Here is a 17,370-nt window from a genome sequence, read left to right as displayed (position 1 = left end):
TGTACCACCTTGGTCGCACAATTGGTTGAATATTGATCAGCGTCAATCCCTTCAGAGCGTGTCCTTCGTTATTGTTAATAAAAACGTAACGGGAGGGTTCGTCATGAACGTGTTAGATCAACTGCACCAAGAACACATCAATCTGAATCGATTGTTGGACATCCTCGACAACCACTGCCGTACGCTGGAGCAACAAGGCCAGCCAAACTTTCCGTTGGTGTTGGATGTGATCGAATACATCAGTCACTATGCCGACGTGCATCATCACCCGCGTGAGGATAGCTTGTATGCGTACTTTGCGGGCCGAGATCTGTTATTGGATGAAGCTCAACTCTTTTGTACGGCCGAACACCAACGCATGCGGGCTCATACCCACGCGTTGCGCGAAAGTTTGGATGGTATTTTAAACGATGCCGCGGTGGTGCCACTTGAACGTGTTGCGAATCAACTCTTGGAATTTGTGCAGCAGCAACGCGGTCATCTGGCCTTTGAAGAGCGCCGTATCTTTCCTGCGATCGACCGCATTGCAACGGATGAGGACTGGGCAACATTAGCCAAAGAACTGCCACAACCGATGGACCCGTTGTTTGGAGAGCGCCAAGCGGATCAATACCGAGTCCTCTATAAAGAGATGGTGTTTGATCTGAAAAAAGCGGGTTAATCCTTAGCGGGAGCCGTCGAGTTAAGCGGGCTGGCTTTAAACGTTTTTACTTGGTTACGCCCTGAGCGTTTAGCATCGTAAAGGGCCGCGTCCGCTTGGCTGATCAAGTAATCGGATTTTTGCTGTAGTGTGGTTGCATCCAAGAATCGATCGTTTGGGCTCGTAAAGGTTGAGCAGCCGATGGAGGTTGTAATCCGAAACGCATCGCCAAGTGGTGTGCGGATGATCAACTTAGCAACGGCGAGCCGAAGCTCTTCGGCGATTCGCTTAGCTTGATCGGTGGGGCAGGCGGGCAATAACACGGCAAACTCCTCACCGCCGTATCGTGCGATCAGGTCGGTGTTACGGAAATGCTCCAATAGCAGCGTGCCGATGGTCTTTAGTGTGCGGTCGCCCGTTTGGTGGCCGTGCGTATCGTTGATCGATTTGAAGTGGTCAATGTCGAGCAATAAACAGCTGAGTGGCTCCTTACTGCGGTTTGCTCGGTTCATTTCGCGCGTTAAATCTTTTCCGAAGGCGCGGCGGTTGTGGACGCCAGTCAGCGCATCAATCGTACTCAACCGATGCAGGGTTTCTTGGCTGATGCAGTTTTCGATACATACCGATATCACCGACGATAAATGCGTTAAGTAATCGTAGCGATAGTCTTTGGTGTAGCGGTCAGGTTCCTGAGCGCCTAAGTGTAAACTTCCGATGATGCAGTGTTGGCGAATCAGCGGCAGGAGTGCAGCGCTCATGATGTATCGGTGATGCGGGAATAGATCTTTACAGCTATCTGAATCGATTTCGCCTGCGATCATCGTTTTTGCAGGGTAAATCGTTTGGAAGTACTCGGTCTCTTCGGTCAGTGTGAGGTCGCGCTTTAAATGAGGCGGAATGTTGGCCAGTAAATCACGCGTAATCCCCTCTGGGTCCAGCAGATGTAAAGAGACGGCTTGAAGGCGGAATTTTTCCCGAAACTGATTAAATAACACGTCCAACAGCTCGCCGAGCGTATTGCACGCCAGCAGTTTAAGCTCCATATCAAAGAAGCGCTTGAGTACCGACTCATTCTCTTCGACACGGCGTACGGTTAGCCGCAGGGTTTCCTGCAAAGCCTCATACTTCTGTTGCACGGTGTGTTGATCGCGGGCCATAGCGAACCTAATGGTTGGGATAAATGACCTATCGACCAATCTTAACCAAACTTAAATGAAAAGAAACGCTTAACCTAGGTTAGCTTGGTATGCAGAGAGACGTATTTTGCTACCCGTAAAGTGGATACCTTCCTCTTGAAGGCGTTTGTGTTGCTCTTTATAGCGCTCACTCTCTTTCGGGAACGAGATCTCACCCCTAGCGTTGATAACTCGATGCCAAGGCAGTGACGAACCTTCGGGCAGCATCGACAGCGCTTTTCCGACCTGCCTAGCATGCTTAGGGTAGCCGCACAGCGCCGCCAACTGGCCATAAGTCGCGACTTGCCCTTTAGGGATCAGGCCTATCGCACTCCAAAGCATCTGTTCAAATTCAGTCGTCAAAGCGATTATCCAGCGCTGTTGGTGAAGGCTGTCTATCTTGAACGATATGGCGAAAAAGGCCAAGCGAACTTGGCCTTAGATCCATGTTAGGTCGCTGATGAGTTTCGCTCTGGATGCGTGGCTACAAAGTGGGCCAGCACTCGGCGCAGTGTTTGCAGTTTCTGACGCTTACCTTGGCGTTCGGCGCGTTCGATGTCATCCAGAATGATGCGTCGGATGGTCTGTTCGCCATTGTGACAGCTTAGGTATTGGCCCATGGCCATGGCGATCATGGGGTCGATGTGTTCGTGTTCAGCAATGGCAGATACTTCGCCTTCGCTGATGTCGCATAAGTCTAAACACTCTTGATAAGTGAGCATCAGGGCCTCCCTAGTGGCAAGTCGTTTTAACGCTTTGCACGGTTAGATTTATCATTCGTACTTCGGGACTGCTTGGCTAAACATATCGAAAAGCACTCGTACTCACCAGTGGCTAAAGTGGATGATTATTCAAAGAAAATAAGCGCTTATGCTCTGTTTTTCATGCTGCAAATGCGCAATCTAACCGTGTACCATGGACAGATACACGGTTAATCAACGCATGCGCGTATGGTGCAGGAGCAACAAAATGGTTTTGGACTTTGCGACTTTATCGCCCAATAAAATCTACCACACACTGACCCAGGCCATTATTCCAAGACCCGTGGCGTGGGTGCTGAGCGAACACGCGAACGGTGAATTAAATCTGGCGCCGTTTTCCTACTTTACGCCGGTGTGCAGTAATCCACCCTTGGTGGTGTTTTCGGTGGGCTATAAACCCAACGGCGAGATGAAAGACACCGCCAAAAATATCCTAGAGCGAGATCATTTTGTGATTCATATCGCATCATCCGATTTGGCAGGACCGGTGACGCAAACGGCCGCGATACTGGATGACGGCGTGTCAGAGGTCTCTGCGAATAATCTGACCTTGGTCGGCTTTGAAGGCGCAAGCTTACCCCGCATTCAAGGCCCGAAAGTGGCGATGTTTTGCAAGCTGCATAAGCATGATCAAGTGGGCGAGGGTGCACAAAACATCATCTACGGCGAAGTGCTAACAGTGTGGGTTGATGACAGCATCGTTAACGAGACGGACGATCGCTACTACATCGACGCCAAAGGCATCGATGCGATTGGCCGTATGGGCGGTAATGAGTACACCACGTTGGGTGAAACGCTGGACGTACCGCGTCCAAAATAGCCTTTATTCAGTGTGTTTAAAGGGAAGGTGCTCGCTCAGTTGATCGATGCGCTCTTGCATCGCGAGTGCTTCCTCTTGCGTAAACTGCTCAATTGCGTCCTTAAAGCCAGGGTGGTGGATGTAGTGCAGCGACCACGTTTTGATCGGTGTAAACCCGCGTTGAATTTTGTGCTCACCCTGCGCGCCCGGATCAAAACGGCTTAAGCCTTTTTCGATGCAGTACTCAATGCCTGTGTAGTAGCAGGTCTCAAAGTGCAGGCTATCGAACTCATCCAAGCAGCCCCAGTAACGACCGTACAAGGTGGACTGATCCTTAAAGCAGAAGGCTGTTGCAACGGTTTGATCGCCTAAACGGGCGGCAAACAGAACGCATTGCTCTGGCATGGTGTTAAGGATCTTTTTAAAAAACGCTTTTTCAAGGTAAGGCGTTTGCCCGCGCTTATAGTAGGTCAGTTCGTAACACTGGTAGAAGGTGTTCAGTAGCGCGTCGCTAATCTCAGCGCCTTCAATGACCTCGACTTTCACGCCTTGTTGGCGCACTTTATCTCGCTCTTTACGTAAGTTTTTGCGCTTGCGCGAGCTAAAGCGTTCTAGAAAATCATTAAAGGACTCAAAGCCTTCGTTAAACCAATGGTATTGGCTGCCCATTCGTTTGGGTAGGTGCGCTACAAGCCCATCAGGTAGTGCTGTGATATCGGCCTCGTTGGGAAACGTCATGTGCCATGATGAAAACCCATGCTGTTCGCATAAGGTTTGCACCGCACTCATCACCGCAGGCCAAAGCAACGAAGGGGAGTGCTGAGTCAGTATTCGCGGACCGGTCACTGGCGAGTAAGGGATGCTGGTTTGCAGCTTTGGATAGTACTCAAGCCCATGGTGGTGATACGCATCCGCCCAAGACCAATCAAACACATACTCACCGTACGAGTGGCCCTTAACATAAAGAGGCAGTACGCCGACAGGCTCAAAATGCTCGGTATCTTGGCTTTGCTCGATCACCAAGTGCAACGGGGACCAGCCGGATTCAGCCGTGGTGGCACCCGAGTCTTCGAGTGCGGCTAAAAACTCAAAACGGGTAAACGGGTGCTCGGTACCGGCCATGTCCTGCCACAGTGTGGCGCCAATGTCGTGTATTGAGATGACTTGTTGTATCCGATATTCCATACCGCATTCCCTAAAGAGTGGTCTTCATGTTAGAGCAAAATGAGGGCCAAAACGATGCGCTTTTTGCTGAATTTGTGCCAGATGCTTGTATCATGTGGCGTTATAAACGAATCAAGCACTAAGCGCTTATCGATACGAGAGAGGAGTAGAAAATGGATGAGTTAGAACTCGAATTTGAATTGGACGCCCGCTTGCAAAACGACTGCATTCAATTGGGTGATTTTCCTCTGTGTCGCTTAATGCTGATGAATGATCGCCAGTACCCTTGGTTTATCTTGGTGCCACGTCGTGCAGGTGTTACCGAAACATACCACTTAAGCGATGAGGATCAAATCCAGTTGATGCGCGAGTCATCGACCTTAAGTGAAGCGCTGGCAGATCTGTTCTCGGCCCGCAAAATGAACATCGGCATGCTCGGTAATATTGTGGCTCAGCTTCATGTGCACCACATCGTTCGTCAAGAAAACGACCCGGCTTGGCCTGGCCCTGTTTGGGGGAAAGTGCCGCCAGTTGCCTACACCGATAAAGAGGGTGAAGCCGTGATCGCGAAAATCGAACCGCTTCTTAGCGGCGAAGAGAGCTTTAAGCCGTTTAATGCCTGAAAATTCACCCCTTTGCACTGTTTCGATGTGTGAAATGGGGTATAATTTGCGGTCTTTGTTTTAGACCTGATTTTAGAGCAGCGGCCAAACAGCGGCTGCTCTGGCACGATTACAATAGGAATGACACATTATGCGCAGCCATTATTGCGGCGACTTACGTAAAGAACACATCGGCGAAGAGATCACCCTGTGCGGTTGGGTGCATCGTCGTCGTGACCACGGTGGAGTTATCTTTCTGGATGTACGCGATCGTCAAGGGATCGCTCAAGTCGTATTCGATCCAGACCGTGAAGAGAGCTTTGCACTCGCTGATAGCGTGCGTAACGAATATGTTATCGAAATGAAAGGCCTGGTGCGTAACCGTCCAGAAGGCACAACCAACTCCGAGATGCCAACAGGCGAAATCGAAGTTCTTGGTAAAGAGCTAGTTATCCTGAACAAGGCCGAGACGCCTCCGTTCCAGTTGGATGAGCACCAAAACGTCAGCGAAGACGTTCGTCTGCGTAACCGTTTTATCGACCTACGTCGTCCAGACATGCAGAGCAAACTGCGTTTCCGCTCTAAGGTAACGTCTGAAATCCGTCGCTTCTTAGACGACAACGGCTTCCTGGATATCGAAACCCCAATTCTGACACGTGCTACGCCAGAAGGCGCGCGTGACTACTTGGTACCAAGCCGCACGCACGAAGGTCACTTCTTTGCGTTGCCGCAATCACCACAGCTGTTCAAACAGTTGCTGATGGTGTCTGGTTTTGACCGTTACTACCAAGTGGCTAAGTGTTTCCGTGACGAAGATCTGCGTGCAGACCGTCAGCCAGAATTCACCCAGATCGACATCGAAACATCCTTCATGGATGAAGAAGCGATTATGGGCATGACTGAGTCCATGATCCGTAAGCTGTTCAATGAACTGCTGAGCATTGATCTGGGCGACTTCCCACGTATGACGTACGAAGAAGCGATGCGTCGTTTCGGTTCGGACAAGCCAGATCTGCGTATCCCGATGGAGCTGGTGGACGTCGCTGACCTGCTTCAAGAGATCGAATTCAAAGTATTTGCAGGCCCTGCGAAAGACCCGAAAGGTCGCGTAACGGCGCTGAAAGTACCAGGCGGTGCTGAGCTTACTCGTAAGCAGATTGATGACTACACCAAGTTTGTCTCTATCTACGGTGCTAAAGGTCTGGCGTGGATCAAGGTCAACGAGCTGGAAAACGGCGCGAATGGTCTGCAATCTCCGATCATCAAGTTCTTGGGTGATGATGTGGCGATGCAAATCATGGAGCGCGTTGAAGCGAAAAACGGTGACTTGGTCTTCTTTGGTGCAGACAGCGCCAAAGTGGTATCGGAAGCACTGGGTGCACTGCGCATCAAAGTGGGTCAAGACCTCAACATGCTAACGTGCGAGTGGGCACCACTTTGGGTTGTTGATTTCCCAATGTTTGAAGAAAACAGCGACGGTTCTGTCTCTGCACTTCACCACCCATTTACAGCACCAAGCTGCTCACCAGAAGAGCTTGAAGCGAACCCAATGGAAGCGCTGTCTCGTGCTTACGATATGGTACTTAACGGTACTGAGCTCGGTGGTGGTTCTGTTCGTATTCACGAGCAAGACATGCAGCGTGCGGTATTCCGCGTACTGGGCATCAGCGATGAAGAGGCCGATGTTAAATTTGGTTTCCTACTGAACGCTCTGAAGTACGGTGCGCCTCCACACGGTGGTTTGGCGTTCGGTTTAGACCGTCTGATCATGTTGATGACCGGTACTGAATCCATCCGTGAAGTTATTGCCTTCCCGAAAACTCAGTCTGCAGCGTGTTTGCTGACCGATGCACCAGGGCAAGTGGGCAACGCTCAGTTGCGTGAGCTGAACATCAAATTGCGTAAAAAAGACGAGATCTAATTACGCATCAACAAGAGGGCGAAAGCCCTCTTGTCATTTTGGCGCTATGCCACCTTTCTTTTGCGTTAACCAGTGACAGGGTATTCACCCTCTAACGATCGAATTGAGGTTCTTTCCATGGCAGGTCACTCTAAATGGGCCAACATCAAACACCGTAAAGCCGCACAAGACGCTAAGCGCGGTAAAGTTTTCACTAAGCTGATCCGTGAGTTGGTTGTCGCGGCAAAATCGGGCGGTGGCGACCCGGCGGACAACCCTCGTCTGCGCGCGGCGGTCGATAAAGCACTCGGTGCTAACATGAAGCGCGATACCATCGACAAAGCGATTGCGCGTGGTGCGGGCGGTAACGACACCGATAATTACGACGAGCTAACCTACGAAGGTTACGGTACCAATGGCGTGGCCGTTCTGGTTGAGACCATGACCGATAACGTGAACCGAACCGTGGCTCAAGTGCGCGCGGCATTTACCAAGCACGGCGGTAATTTAGGCACCAACGGTTCGGTTGCTTACCTCTTTGAGAAAAAAGGCCAGATCACCTTTGAAGAGGGGGCAGACGAAGACGCCATCATGGAAGCGGCCCTAGAATTGGGTGCGGACGATGTTGTCACCAACGATGATGGTTCTATTGATGTCTTTACAGAGCCTGGCGCTTTCTTGGACATTAAAGAGGGCTTGATCGAAGCCGGTTTAGAACCTGTCTTCTCGGAAGTGTCGATGATCCCATCCACACAGGCCGAGCTGGATGTAGAAGGCGGGCGTAAAATTTTGAAGCTTTTGGATGTGCTGGAAGATTTAGACGATGTTCAAAACGTCTATCACAACGCTTCCATTCCAGAAGAATCAATGGAAGAGTAAACCCAGCGGACACACTCAAAGCCGAGGACTTCCTCGGCTTTTTTGTCATGGGTAACATGAGTAATCCAGCATGATTATTTTAGGGATTGACCCAGGTTCCAGAATTACCGGCTTTGGTGTCATCAACAGTATGGGTGCCAAAAACGAGTACATCGCAAGCGGCTGTATTCGCATTAAAGGTGATGATCTGCCGGACCGCTTAAATCAGGTCTATGACGGCGTTAGCGAAGTGATCCGCACCTATTGCCCTCAAGAGATGGCCATTGAGCAAGTCTTTATGGCGCGTAACGCGGATTCTGCCTTGAAGCTAGGGCAAGCACGAGGTGTGGCAATTGTCGCGGGGACGCAACAAGGTGTGCCGGTGCATGAATACGCTGCGCGTTTGGTAAAGCAGGCGGTTGTGGGTAAAGGCTCGGCGGATAAGGCGCAAGTGCAACACATGGTCAGTCATATCTTAAAACTCCCGGGACTTCCGCAAGCGGATGCGGCCGATGCGCTCGCCATCGCTTTGTGTCATGCACACACCCGAGTGGGTTTGGTCAAAATGGTGGGTGCTAAAGGGCATCGCCAGGGCCGCTACCGATAAAAAAGGTATCTTTTTGTCGTTTTTAAAATCCACCTTGTAGTTTTTTTCGAATCTGGCATGATTCCTCGCTTTTTCTTAACAAGGTGTGGGCATAGCGACCATGGATTACAACAGTGTTATTGGTGTGGCCGAGCTGATCGGTACCGCTGTATTTGCAATCTCGGGTGCGATTGCGGCACAAGGCAAGCGGCTGGATATTTTTGGCGTGGTCGTGCTGGCGATTGTGGCTGCGTTAGGTGGCGGTACATTGCGCGATATCATTTTGGATGCGCACCCTGTGTTGTGGGTCGCAAATAATACCTTTCTGTGGGTGGCGATCGTCTCGGCTGTGGGGGCCTTTATTGGCTGTCGTTACCTAAACTACCCAAGGCGATTAATGCTGATCCTTGATGCGGCAGGGTTGGCTGTATTTGTTGTACTGGGTGCAGAGAAAGCCCACTCCCTTGGGTTTAGTCCAGTTATTGTCGTCATCATGGGCTGTATGACTGGCTGTGCCGGCGGCATGATCCGCGATATCCTAACCCGTGAAATCCCGCTGATTCTGTACGGTGAGTTGTACGCCACGTGCGCGATTGCTGGGGCCACTTATTATGTGTTGTTATCTAACCATCTTGACCATAATACGCTTGCGATCAGTGCGATGATTATGATTTTTGTGCTGCGCTTGGCGGCCATTTTCGGTGATCTGAGCTTACCTAAGTTTGTGATGGCCGGTCATAAGTTGGAATCCCCAGAAGAAGCGCGTGACCATCAGATGCGCTAACGCTGGGCAATGCGGACTCTTTTCATTATCCTGAGAATGTATTTTAAAAAGTGTTGTCACACCTAAAAAGGAACTAAGGTGGTGAAAGCGTGAAGCGTGTCTTCAAACGTCTCTTGAAATGGTTGGTGATGCTCGTCCTTCTACTGGTGGCGAGTATCGTCAGCAGTGTATTGGTCTTTAAATATGTATCGCCTCCGGCCAGTTCTTACATGGTTCGGGAATGGTTCGAGGGACAACACGCACAGCAATATCAGTGGGTACCGATGGACAAAATTGCCCACACCATGCCTTTGGCAGTCATCGCCAGTGAAGATCAAAAATACCTTTCCCATTGGGGCATCGACGTACAAGCCATCTACCAAGCGGTTCGCGAATACCAATCCGGCGAGCGCTTGCGCGGTGCCAGTACGATCTCCCAGCAGACCGTCAAAAACCTCTTTTTCTGGAACAGCCCAAGTTGGTGGCGAAAAATCGCAGAAGTCCCGGTGACCCCCTTTGCTGAGTGGGTTTGGGGAAAGCCGCGCATGATGGAAATCTACTTAAATGTGGCCGAATTTGGGCCAGGGATCTATGGGGTAGAAGCCGCAAGCCAGCATTACTTTAACCGCTCCGCTGCACAACTGACCCAGCAGCAAGCCGCACGGTTAGCCGCCGTGCTCCCAAACCCCAAACGCTTTAAGGCGGATAGCCAAAGCGGCTATGTCCCAAATCGCGTTGGATGGATTACCCGCCAAATGCGCCAGCTTGGGGGCGTGGGGTATGTTAAAGGTCTATACTAGTGAATGAGAGTGCGCGACAGCGCTGACGCTAGCCAAGCGCTGCTTCGAGTAAGGTTTTGGTGTAGTCCGTTTTTGGTGCCGAGAAGATCTGCTCAGTGCTGCCCATCTCGATCACTTCCCCTTGCTGCATCACCATCACTTTGTGACTCATCGCTTTAACAACGCTTAAGTCGTGGCTAATAAACAGATAAGTAATCCCAAACTTGGCTTGTAAATCACGAAGCAGATCAACAATCTGGGCCTGTACGGTTCGATCAAGTGCCGATGTCGGCTCATCCAAAATGATCAGCTCAGGGCGTAGAATCAGCGCGCGGGCTATGGCGATGCGTTGTCGTTGTCCACCTGAAAATTCATGCGGGTAACGATGCTGAACATCGGCCGGTAAGCCAACATCTTCTAACGCTTGAGCAATCAGCTCGCTGTGTTTTTCGGGTGGCTCTATGTTGTGAACGCCTAACCCTTCGGCAATGCATTCACCAACGGTCATTCTTGGGCTCAAGCTGCCGTAAGGGTCTTGAAACACGACTTGTAAGTGTCGGCGCAGTGGTTTCATGTCGCGTTGGTTTAATGTGTCCAAACGCTGGCCGGCAAACTCTATGTGGCCGTCGCTGCCAATCAATCGCAATATGGCCATGCCTAACGTCGTTTTGCCGGAACCCGACTCACCCACAATACCGAGTGTCTCGCCTTTTTTAAGCGATAGGTCCACTCCTTTTACCGCTTTAAAATAGGCTTTGGGCTTACCCAGTAGGGATTTTTTGGTCGGGAACCAAACATTCAGACGCTCGGTGCGTAATAAATCGCAAGAGGATTCACACGGCAAAATCGGGTCGCCAGTGGGGTCTGCGTTTAACAGGGTGTGGGTGTATTCCGCCTTGGGGGCCTCAAAAACTTGCTCAACAGGCCCGGTTTCGATCTGTTTGCCTTGGTACATGACGCACACATGATGGGCGTAATGACGCACAATGTTTAAATCGTGTGTGATGAGCAAAATCGCCATCCCAAGCTTCTCTTGAAGGGATTTGAGCAGCTCAAGGATCTGCTTTTGCACGGTTACATCTAACGCCGTCGTAGGCTCGTCGGCGATCAGAAGCTCCGGTTCATTCGCCAACGCCATCGCGATCATTACACGCTGTCGCTGACCGCCCGAGAGCTGATGCGGGTAGCTTTTTAAACGAGACTCGGGGTTGTGTATGCCAACAAGGTTAAGAAGCTCCAGAATACGCTCTCTAGCGGCTTGGCCCCTAAGCTGCGTATGCAGAGTTAAGCTTTCACCAATTTGTTTCTCAATGGTATGCAGTGGATTAAGCGAGGTCATCGGCTCTTGAAAGATCATGCTGATCTTATCGCCGCGTATCGCACGAAGTTCCGGTTCCACTAGGGTTAAAACGTCCCGACCCTTAAACAGAATTTCGCCAGATGGATGGTGCGCTTTGGGGTAGGGCAAAAGACGCATCATCGATAGCGCCGTTACGGACTTGCCGGAACCCGACTCCCCAACCAGCGCCAGTGTTTGCCCTTTATAAAGCGAGAACGAGATCGGCTCTACGGCATGGACGGCTTTACCCCCTTCGCCAAACTGAACGCTTAACTGTTTTACCTCTAAAAGGGCATCGTGTTGTGCTGTGTCTGTCATGATGCCAATGCCTTTCTTGGGTCAAATGCGTCGCGTACGGCTTCGCCAATGAAGATGAGTAAGGTCAACATAACCGATAGGACCACGAAAGCGGTTATGCCAAGCCAGGGGGCTTGTAGATTCTCTTTCCCTTGTGCGATCAGTTCACCTAAAGACGGAGAGCCTGGCGGTAAGCCAAAGCCTAAGAAATCCAGAGCGGTTAAGGTCACGATGCCGCCATTAAAGATAAACGGCATAAAGGTTAAGGTAGCAACCATTGCATTGGGCAAAATATGCTTAAACATGATGTTGCGGTTAGATACGCCAAGTGCTCGTGCGGCGCGCACATACTCAAGGTTACGCCCGCGTAAGAATTCAGCGCGCACCACATCAACCAAGTTCATCCACGAAAACAGCAGCATGATACCCAGCAGCCACCAGAAATTTGGCTCGACCAGACTGGCTAAGATGATCAGCAAAAACAGCACAGGTAAGTTGGACCAGATCTCGATAAAACGCTGAAAATACAAGTCCACTTTACCGCCATAATAGCCTTGGATAGCCCCGGCAATGACACCAATTACGGAGCTAGCCAGAGTCAAAACCAGTGCAAATAATATGGTGATGCGAAAGCCGTAAACGACACGCGCCAACACATCACGGCCTTGGTCATCGGTGCCCAGCAAATTTTCATTCGTAGGCGGGGAGGGGGCGGGCGTTGGCAAGTCGTAATTGATGGTTCGATAGCTGTACGGGATCGGTGCCCACACAATGGAGCCATCCCCCTCTTGCTCGATCAGCTCTTGGATGTAAGGGTCTTTATAGTCCGCTGGGCTTTCGAAATCGCCACCAAACACGGTTTCGTTATAGGTGGTGACGATGGGGAAGTACCAATCGTCCTTGTAGTTTACGGCCAAAGGCTGATCGTTACAGATCAATTCCGCAAACAAGCTTAAGGTAAACAGCAAAAGGAACAGCCACAGCGAATAGTAGCCGCGGCGATTGGCTTTAAAATTGTTCCAGCGTCGTTGGTTAATCGGGCTCATTAGGACTCCCGACTTTCAAAGTCGATCCGAGGATCAACCAGTACATACGTTAAATCGGTAATCAGCTTCATCACTAAGCCAATCAGGGTAAAGATGTACAGAGTGCCGAAGATGACCGGGTAGTCCCGGTTAATCACGGCCTCGTAACCAAGCAGGCCTAAGCCATCCAGCGAGAAGATCACCTCAATCAACATAGAGCCTGTAAAAAAGATGCCGATTAACGCCGCAGGCATCCCAGCAATGATCAAGAGCATAGCGTTACGAAAGACGTGTTGGTACAAGACACCACGCTCAGATAGCCCTTTAGCGCGTGCGGTCAGTACGTATTGCTTGTTGATCTCATCCAAGAAGGAATTTTTGGTCAGCATGGTTAGGGTTGCAAAGCTGCCAATCACAGAGGCCAGCACCGGTAACGAGATGTGCCAAAAGTAATCTTTGATCTGCCCCCAAAGGGAGAGCTGATCAAAGTTGGGGGAGGTTAGCCCTCGAAGCGGGAACCAATCCAAATAGCTGCCACCGGCAAACAAGACGATCAAGAGTATCGCAAACAGAAAGTTAGGGATGGCGTAACCTACGATGATGACGGTGCTGCTCCAGACATCAAACGGGGTGCCATCGCGCATGGCTTTGCGGATACCTAAGGGCACCGAGATCAAATAGGTAATCAGCGTGGTCCACAACCCTAAGGATATCGAGACGGGCAGTTTTTCGATGATCAGGTCGATGACGGATCGGTCGCTGTAAACGCTCTTGCCAAAATCAAACATCAAATACTGCTTGAGCATCAGCAAATAGCGCTCCCAAGCGGGCTTATCAAACCCGTACAGGGCTTCAATCTCTTTGACGACCCGTTCGTCTAAGCCACGACTGGCACGAGAGTCGCCCGTCGAGACAACATCGCCACCGCCTCCTGGAATCACAGAGGCACTCATGCCTTGCAGTTGAGCCAAGGTGCGCTCAACCGGGCCGCCTGGGGCGGCCTGAATGATGATAAAGTTGATGGTTAAGATGCCAAGCAGCGTCGGGATGATTAAAAAGAGACGCCGTACAATGTAGGCTCCCATTATTGCTTAGGCTCCTTAACCCACCAAGCATCAAAGCCTAAAGAGTAGAGCGGTAACGTTTCAGGACGGCCAAACTTGGGCTTGTATGCGATACGATACTCGGTTGAGTGGTATTGCGGAATGACATAGTAATTCCACTGAAGGACTCGATCGAGTGCTCGGGTGCGTATCACCAGTTGCTCACGGCTTGGGCAGCGGATCAGGGATTCAATGAGCTCATCAATGACAGGGTTTTTAATCCCCACCAGATTTCGGCTGCCGGGTGTGTCCGCATTATAAGAGCCCCAATAGTCGCGTTGCTCGTTACCGGGTGAGTTGCTCTGCGGGAAGCTGCCGACAATCATGTCGTAATCAAATTCGCGAAGGCGATTGATGTATTGGGATACATCGACAATGCGAATATTGGCTTCGATGCCCATGCGCTTAAAGTTTTGGATCATAGGCGCAACGACACGCTCAAAGCTCTTCTGGTGAAGGAGGATCTCAAACGTAAAGGGCTTGCCCGTTTCGTTGTTGATCAGCTTGCCGTTTTTTAAAGACCAGCCCGCCTCTTTAAGCAGTTTTAGTGCTTCGCGAAGGCCACGACGGTTGTTGCCAGAGCCATCATAGGTTGGTGCTTTGTAAACTGTGGTAAAGACCTCCTCGGGGAGTTGATCTTTATAGGGTATTAACAACTCAAGTTCGGCGTCGGTCGGTAATTCGCTCGCGGCCATTTCTGAGTTGGAAAAATAGCTGTTACTGCGTTTATACAGGCCATAGAAGAGATTTTTGTTGGTCCATTCAAAATCAAAAGCATAAGCCAGTGCTTTACGCACATTTCGGTCTTGGAAAAGATCGCGACGGGTGTTCATCACAAACGCTTGCATACCGCGAGGCGTGTGATTAGGCAGTTGTTCTTTGATCAGGCTGCCATTATCGAACATTGGGCCTTCGTAACCTGTTGCCCAGTTTTTGGAGGAGTACTCCTCTCTAAAATCGTATTCGCCCGCTTTAAAGGCCTCGAAGGAGACCGTCATGTCCCGGTAATAATCGTAGGTGATCTCACCAAAGTTAAAACGGCCTTTCATGGTCGGTAAGTCTTTTGCCCAGTAGTCCTTGTTGAGCTCGTAGGTGATGGAGCGGCCAGGCTCAAAGGACTTTATAGAGTAAGGGCCAGAGCCTACCGGTGCGTCCAACGTAGGGGCACTGAAATCCCGATCCTTCCAGTAGTGTTCCGGAAGAACAGGCAGCGAGCCTAAAATCAGAGGTAATTCCGCGTTGTCGGGGTGCTTGAACGAGAATTTTACCGTGTGTTCATCTATCGCTTCGACATTGGCAACATCGCCGTAATACACGCGGTAGGTGGGCGCGCCTTTTTCGACCAAGGAGTTGAACGTAAACACAACATCGTTGGCGGTTACGGGTTCACCATCGGAGAAGGTCGCGTTAGGGTTTAAGTAAAAGGTTACCGAGCTTTTATCGTCAGCGACTTCGACCTGTTGGGCAATTAAGCCGTACTGTGAGAAGGGCTCATCCTGAGCTTGATCCATCAAGGTATCGTAAATCAGCCCTAATCCATCGGCATGAGTCCCTTTTATGATAAAGCTATTAAAGCTGTCAAATGTACCCATCGCCCATTCTTTGACCTTGCCACCTTTTGGCGCGTCCGGATTGGTGTATTCGTAATGGGTGAAGTTTTCGGGGTACTTAAGGTCACCGTGCAGTGATATACCGTAATTGGGTGTGGCAAAGGCGGGCAGCGCAATGGCAAATGAAATGGCTGCGCCCAAAAGAGATCTTTTTACATAGGAGGGTGAAAACATAGACTCTTCCAATCGATCCTTGCTGAGTTACTTCACAGTTATATCAGTGGATTCAATGGATTACCACCGATCAACAACGACTTAGACTGATCTTTTCACTGCAATTGGAGTATTTCGAATCGGAATAGTTCAGGGCGGCCTTGGGCCGCCTAGCGCTTAGTCAACAAACAGCGTGATCTGTTGACCAGGTTTTACATCGGTATTTTTCAGCTTGTTCCAAGCCACAATGTCGCGAACACTGACATTGTATTTTTGTGCAATCAGGTAAAGTGAGTCGCCCAGCTTAACTTGATAGCCTACTTCTTTTAATGCTTCGGCTTCGGCTTGTGCGACAGCAATCGGCAGTGAACCTATGCGCAGTTTCTGGCCGATCTTTAAGCCTTCTTTGGTGGATAGGTTATTCCACTTCGCCAGTTGCTCAGTGGTAATGCCGTATTGGCTTGCAACACTCCAAAGACTCTCGCCAGAGGCCACTACGTGCTGAGAGATAGACCCCGCTTCGTATGTGTTTTTAGTGTTGCTTGCCACCGCGGTTGCACTTGGGCCTGTTTGAGGGATGATCAAGTTTTTACCAGCGATCAAACGGTTGGAATTCATGTCGTTTGCTGCTTTGATTTCGGCAACGGAGCTATCAAATTTACGCGCGATGGTGCTCAAAGAGTCGCCCGAGCGAATGGTGTAACTGGCCCATTGGGTTAACTGACCAGAGGTTTTGCCGGATAACGCGGCGGTCATCGCAGGTGCATTTTTAACTGGCACCAGTAAGCGATAAGGGCCTTGCGGGTCGGTCGTGATTTCGCTGAATCCTGGGTTTAGGTGTTGCAGCTCAGTCAGTCGTGTTCCAGAAAGTTTGGCCACTTGCTTAAGATTTACGGCACTTTTCATCTTAACGACATCAAAGTACGGAGTGTTCTTAATGGCAGGCAAGTGCATGTTGTATTCTTCAGGGTCATTAACAAACGAGGAGATTGCCAAAATACGCGGTACGTACATGCGCGTCTCACGCGGAAGATTCAATGACCAAAAATCCGTCGGTTTGCCGGCTTCACGGTTTTTACGGATCGCCTTAGAGACTGTTCCGCCACCTGCGTTGTACGCAGCCATGGTCAATAGCCAGTCGCCGTCAAAGCGCTTATTCAAACGCTCTAGGTAGTTGAGCGCGGCGTGTGTGGATTCCAGCAAGTCGCGTCGGCCGTCGTACCAACGGGTGCGCTTAATGCCAAAATACTTCGCGGTGCTGGGGATAAACTGCCATATGCCTGCAGCATGGCCTTTAGAGTAGGCATCTGGGTCAAAGTGACTTTCAACGGCAGGAATCAAGGCGACTTCGGCGGGCAGGCCGCGCTTAAGGACTTCATTTAGGATGTGATAGTAGTAGCGCGATGCGTTTTGCGAGATTCTGCGCATGTGTCCAGGCGCTTTTTGATACCAACGAATCTGGGTCGTAACGGCATCGTGTTGCATCTCATCATGAAGCTGGAAGTGTGCTCGGGTGATCTCCCAAAGGTCATCGGCTTTTAGGATATCGTCTGCGGGTACATTCGGGGAGTCATATTGGTCAGCCATGTAGGCCGAGTAGACCAGTGCAGAGGGGTGAAGCGCAGGGGAACGTTGAGCACTGAGCGGGTTGGGCAACGTCCCGTCCGCCGATCGATTAAGCTCGCCCTGAGCCGTCTGCTCGATAGGGTCAAACATCTGGCAACCGGAAAGCATTCCAGTTGAAAGTATGGCCGTGATGAGCAGGCGAGTCCGCATAAAATTCCGATGTCCTTAATTTTTCAAACGCGCAATTTTA

At 50.5% G+C, this 17,370-nt stretch carries 17 protein-coding genes; 8 read left to right on the top strand and 9 right to left on the bottom strand.

From position 1 onward, the window contains the following. The first annotated feature begins 103 nt into the window (after positions 1-103). Complete coding sequence (locus ACXAF9_RS14075) at positions 104-661, top strand: hemerythrin domain-containing protein (protein WP_475075321.1); 558 nt, start codon at positions 104-106, stop codon at positions 659-661. Here the strand turns inward: ACXAF9_RS14075 and ACXAF9_RS14070 are convergent. From ACXAF9_RS14070 to ACXAF9_RS14060, 3 genes are all read right to left on the bottom strand, one after another. After that, on the bottom strand, positions 658-1,797 hold the full coding sequence (locus tag ACXAF9_RS14070; protein ID WP_475075320.1) for a sensor domain-containing diguanylate cyclase: 1,140 nt from the start codon (positions 1,795-1,797) through the stop codon (positions 658-660). The two genes, ACXAF9_RS14075 and ACXAF9_RS14070, sit on opposite strands and share 4 nt — an antisense overlap. Before the next feature lie 69 nt (positions 1,798-1,866). Continuing rightward, a complete protein-coding gene (locus ACXAF9_RS14065; RefSeq protein WP_475075319.1) occupies positions 1,867-2,178 on the bottom strand; it encodes an MGMT family protein in 312 nt (103 codons plus the stop codon). A gap of 86 nt (positions 2,179-2,264) precedes the next feature. After that, positions 2,265-2,537: a hypothetical protein gene (locus ACXAF9_RS14060; protein ID WP_475075318.1), complete on the bottom strand. Its 273-nt coding sequence runs from the start codon at positions 2,535-2,537 to the stop codon at positions 2,265-2,267. A 247-nt stretch (positions 2,538-2,784) separates the two neighbouring features. On the opposite strand from ACXAF9_RS14060, the gene ACXAF9_RS14055 reads away from it, so the two are divergent. Next, the gene (locus tag ACXAF9_RS14055; protein ID WP_475075317.1) at positions 2,785-3,396 is read left to right on the top strand and encodes a flavin reductase family protein; all 612 of its coding nucleotides are present in this window, start codon (positions 2,785-2,787) and stop codon (positions 3,394-3,396) included. A 3-nt stretch (positions 3,397-3,399) separates the two neighbouring features. On the opposite strand, the gene ACXAF9_RS14050 is transcribed toward ACXAF9_RS14055, so the two are convergent. Further along, positions 3,400-4,560: a GNAT family N-acetyltransferase gene (locus ACXAF9_RS14050; protein WP_475075316.1), complete on the bottom strand. Its 1,161-nt coding sequence runs from the start codon at positions 4,558-4,560 to the stop codon at positions 3,400-3,402. 152 nt (positions 4,561-4,712) lie between these two features. On the opposite strand from ACXAF9_RS14050, the gene ACXAF9_RS14045 reads away from it, so the two are divergent. From ACXAF9_RS14045 to mtgA, 6 genes are all read left to right on the top strand, one after another. Beyond that, on the top strand, positions 4,713-5,162 hold the full coding sequence (locus ACXAF9_RS14045; RefSeq protein ID WP_475075315.1) for an HIT domain-containing protein: 450 nt from the start codon (positions 4,713-4,715) through the stop codon (positions 5,160-5,162). 130 nt (positions 5,163-5,292) lie between these two features. Next, positions 5,293-7,062: an aspartate--tRNA ligase gene (aspS, locus tag ACXAF9_RS14040; protein WP_475075314.1), complete on the top strand. Its 1,770-nt coding sequence runs from the start codon at positions 5,293-5,295 to the stop codon at positions 7,060-7,062. A gap of 117 nt (positions 7,063-7,179) precedes the next feature. Next, complete coding sequence (locus tag ACXAF9_RS14035) at positions 7,180-7,920, top strand: YebC/PmpR family DNA-binding transcriptional regulator (protein WP_475075313.1); 741 nt, start codon at positions 7,180-7,182, stop codon at positions 7,918-7,920. A 70-nt stretch (positions 7,921-7,990) separates the two neighbouring features. Continuing rightward, a complete protein-coding gene (gene ruvC / locus ACXAF9_RS14030; protein WP_475075312.1) occupies positions 7,991-8,506 on the top strand; it encodes a crossover junction endodeoxyribonuclease RuvC in 516 nt (171 codons plus the stop codon). Between the two features lie 100 nt (positions 8,507-8,606). Further along, positions 8,607-9,269: a trimeric intracellular cation channel family protein gene (locus tag ACXAF9_RS14025; protein WP_475075311.1), complete on the top strand. Its 663-nt coding sequence runs from the start codon at positions 8,607-8,609 to the stop codon at positions 9,267-9,269. Positions 9,270-9,358: 89 nt separating this feature from the next. After that, positions 9,359-10,048 carry a monofunctional biosynthetic peptidoglycan transglycosylase gene (gene mtgA, locus ACXAF9_RS14020; protein WP_475075310.1) on the top strand — a complete coding sequence of 230 codons (690 nt, stop codon included), beginning with the start codon at positions 9,359-9,361 and terminating at the stop codon, positions 10,046-10,048. Between the two features lie 28 nt (positions 10,049-10,076). Here mtgA and ACXAF9_RS14015 read toward each other — a convergent pair whose 3' ends face one another. From ACXAF9_RS14015 to ACXAF9_RS13995, 5 genes are all read right to left on the bottom strand, one after another. Continuing rightward, entirely contained in the window at positions 10,077-11,684 is a 1,608-nt protein-coding gene (locus tag ACXAF9_RS14015; RefSeq protein ID WP_475075309.1) for an ABC transporter ATP-binding protein, read from the bottom strand. Then, positions 11,681-12,709 carry an ABC transporter permease gene (locus tag ACXAF9_RS14010; protein ID WP_475075308.1) on the bottom strand — a complete coding sequence of 343 codons (1,029 nt, stop codon included), beginning with the start codon at positions 12,707-12,709 and terminating at the stop codon, positions 11,681-11,683. The genes ACXAF9_RS14015 and ACXAF9_RS14010 overlap by 4 nt, the downstream gene beginning before the upstream one ends. Further along, on the bottom strand, positions 12,709-13,773 hold the full coding sequence (locus ACXAF9_RS14005) for a microcin C ABC transporter permease YejB (RefSeq protein ID WP_475075307.1): 1,065 nt from the start codon (positions 13,771-13,773) through the stop codon (positions 12,709-12,711). The genes ACXAF9_RS14010 and ACXAF9_RS14005 overlap by 1 nt, the downstream gene beginning before the upstream one ends. Further along, positions 13,773-15,575, bottom strand: a complete 1,803-nt coding sequence (locus ACXAF9_RS14000) for an extracellular solute-binding protein (protein ID WP_475075306.1) — start codon at positions 15,573-15,575, stop codon at positions 13,773-13,775. The genes ACXAF9_RS14005 and ACXAF9_RS14000 overlap by 1 nt, the downstream gene beginning before the upstream one ends. Before the next feature lie 156 nt (positions 15,576-15,731). Further along, complete coding sequence (locus ACXAF9_RS13995; protein ID WP_475075305.1) at positions 15,732-17,270, bottom strand: LysM peptidoglycan-binding domain-containing protein; 1,539 nt, start codon at positions 17,268-17,270, stop codon at positions 15,732-15,734. Between the last annotated feature and the right edge of the window lie 100 nt (positions 17,271-17,370).

The sequence above is a fragment of the Neptunomonas sp. ABH4_499 genome (assembly GCF_056160565.1).
Note: the sequence above shows the minus strand (reverse complement) of the source record. Positions and strands in the feature narration are given on the sequence as shown.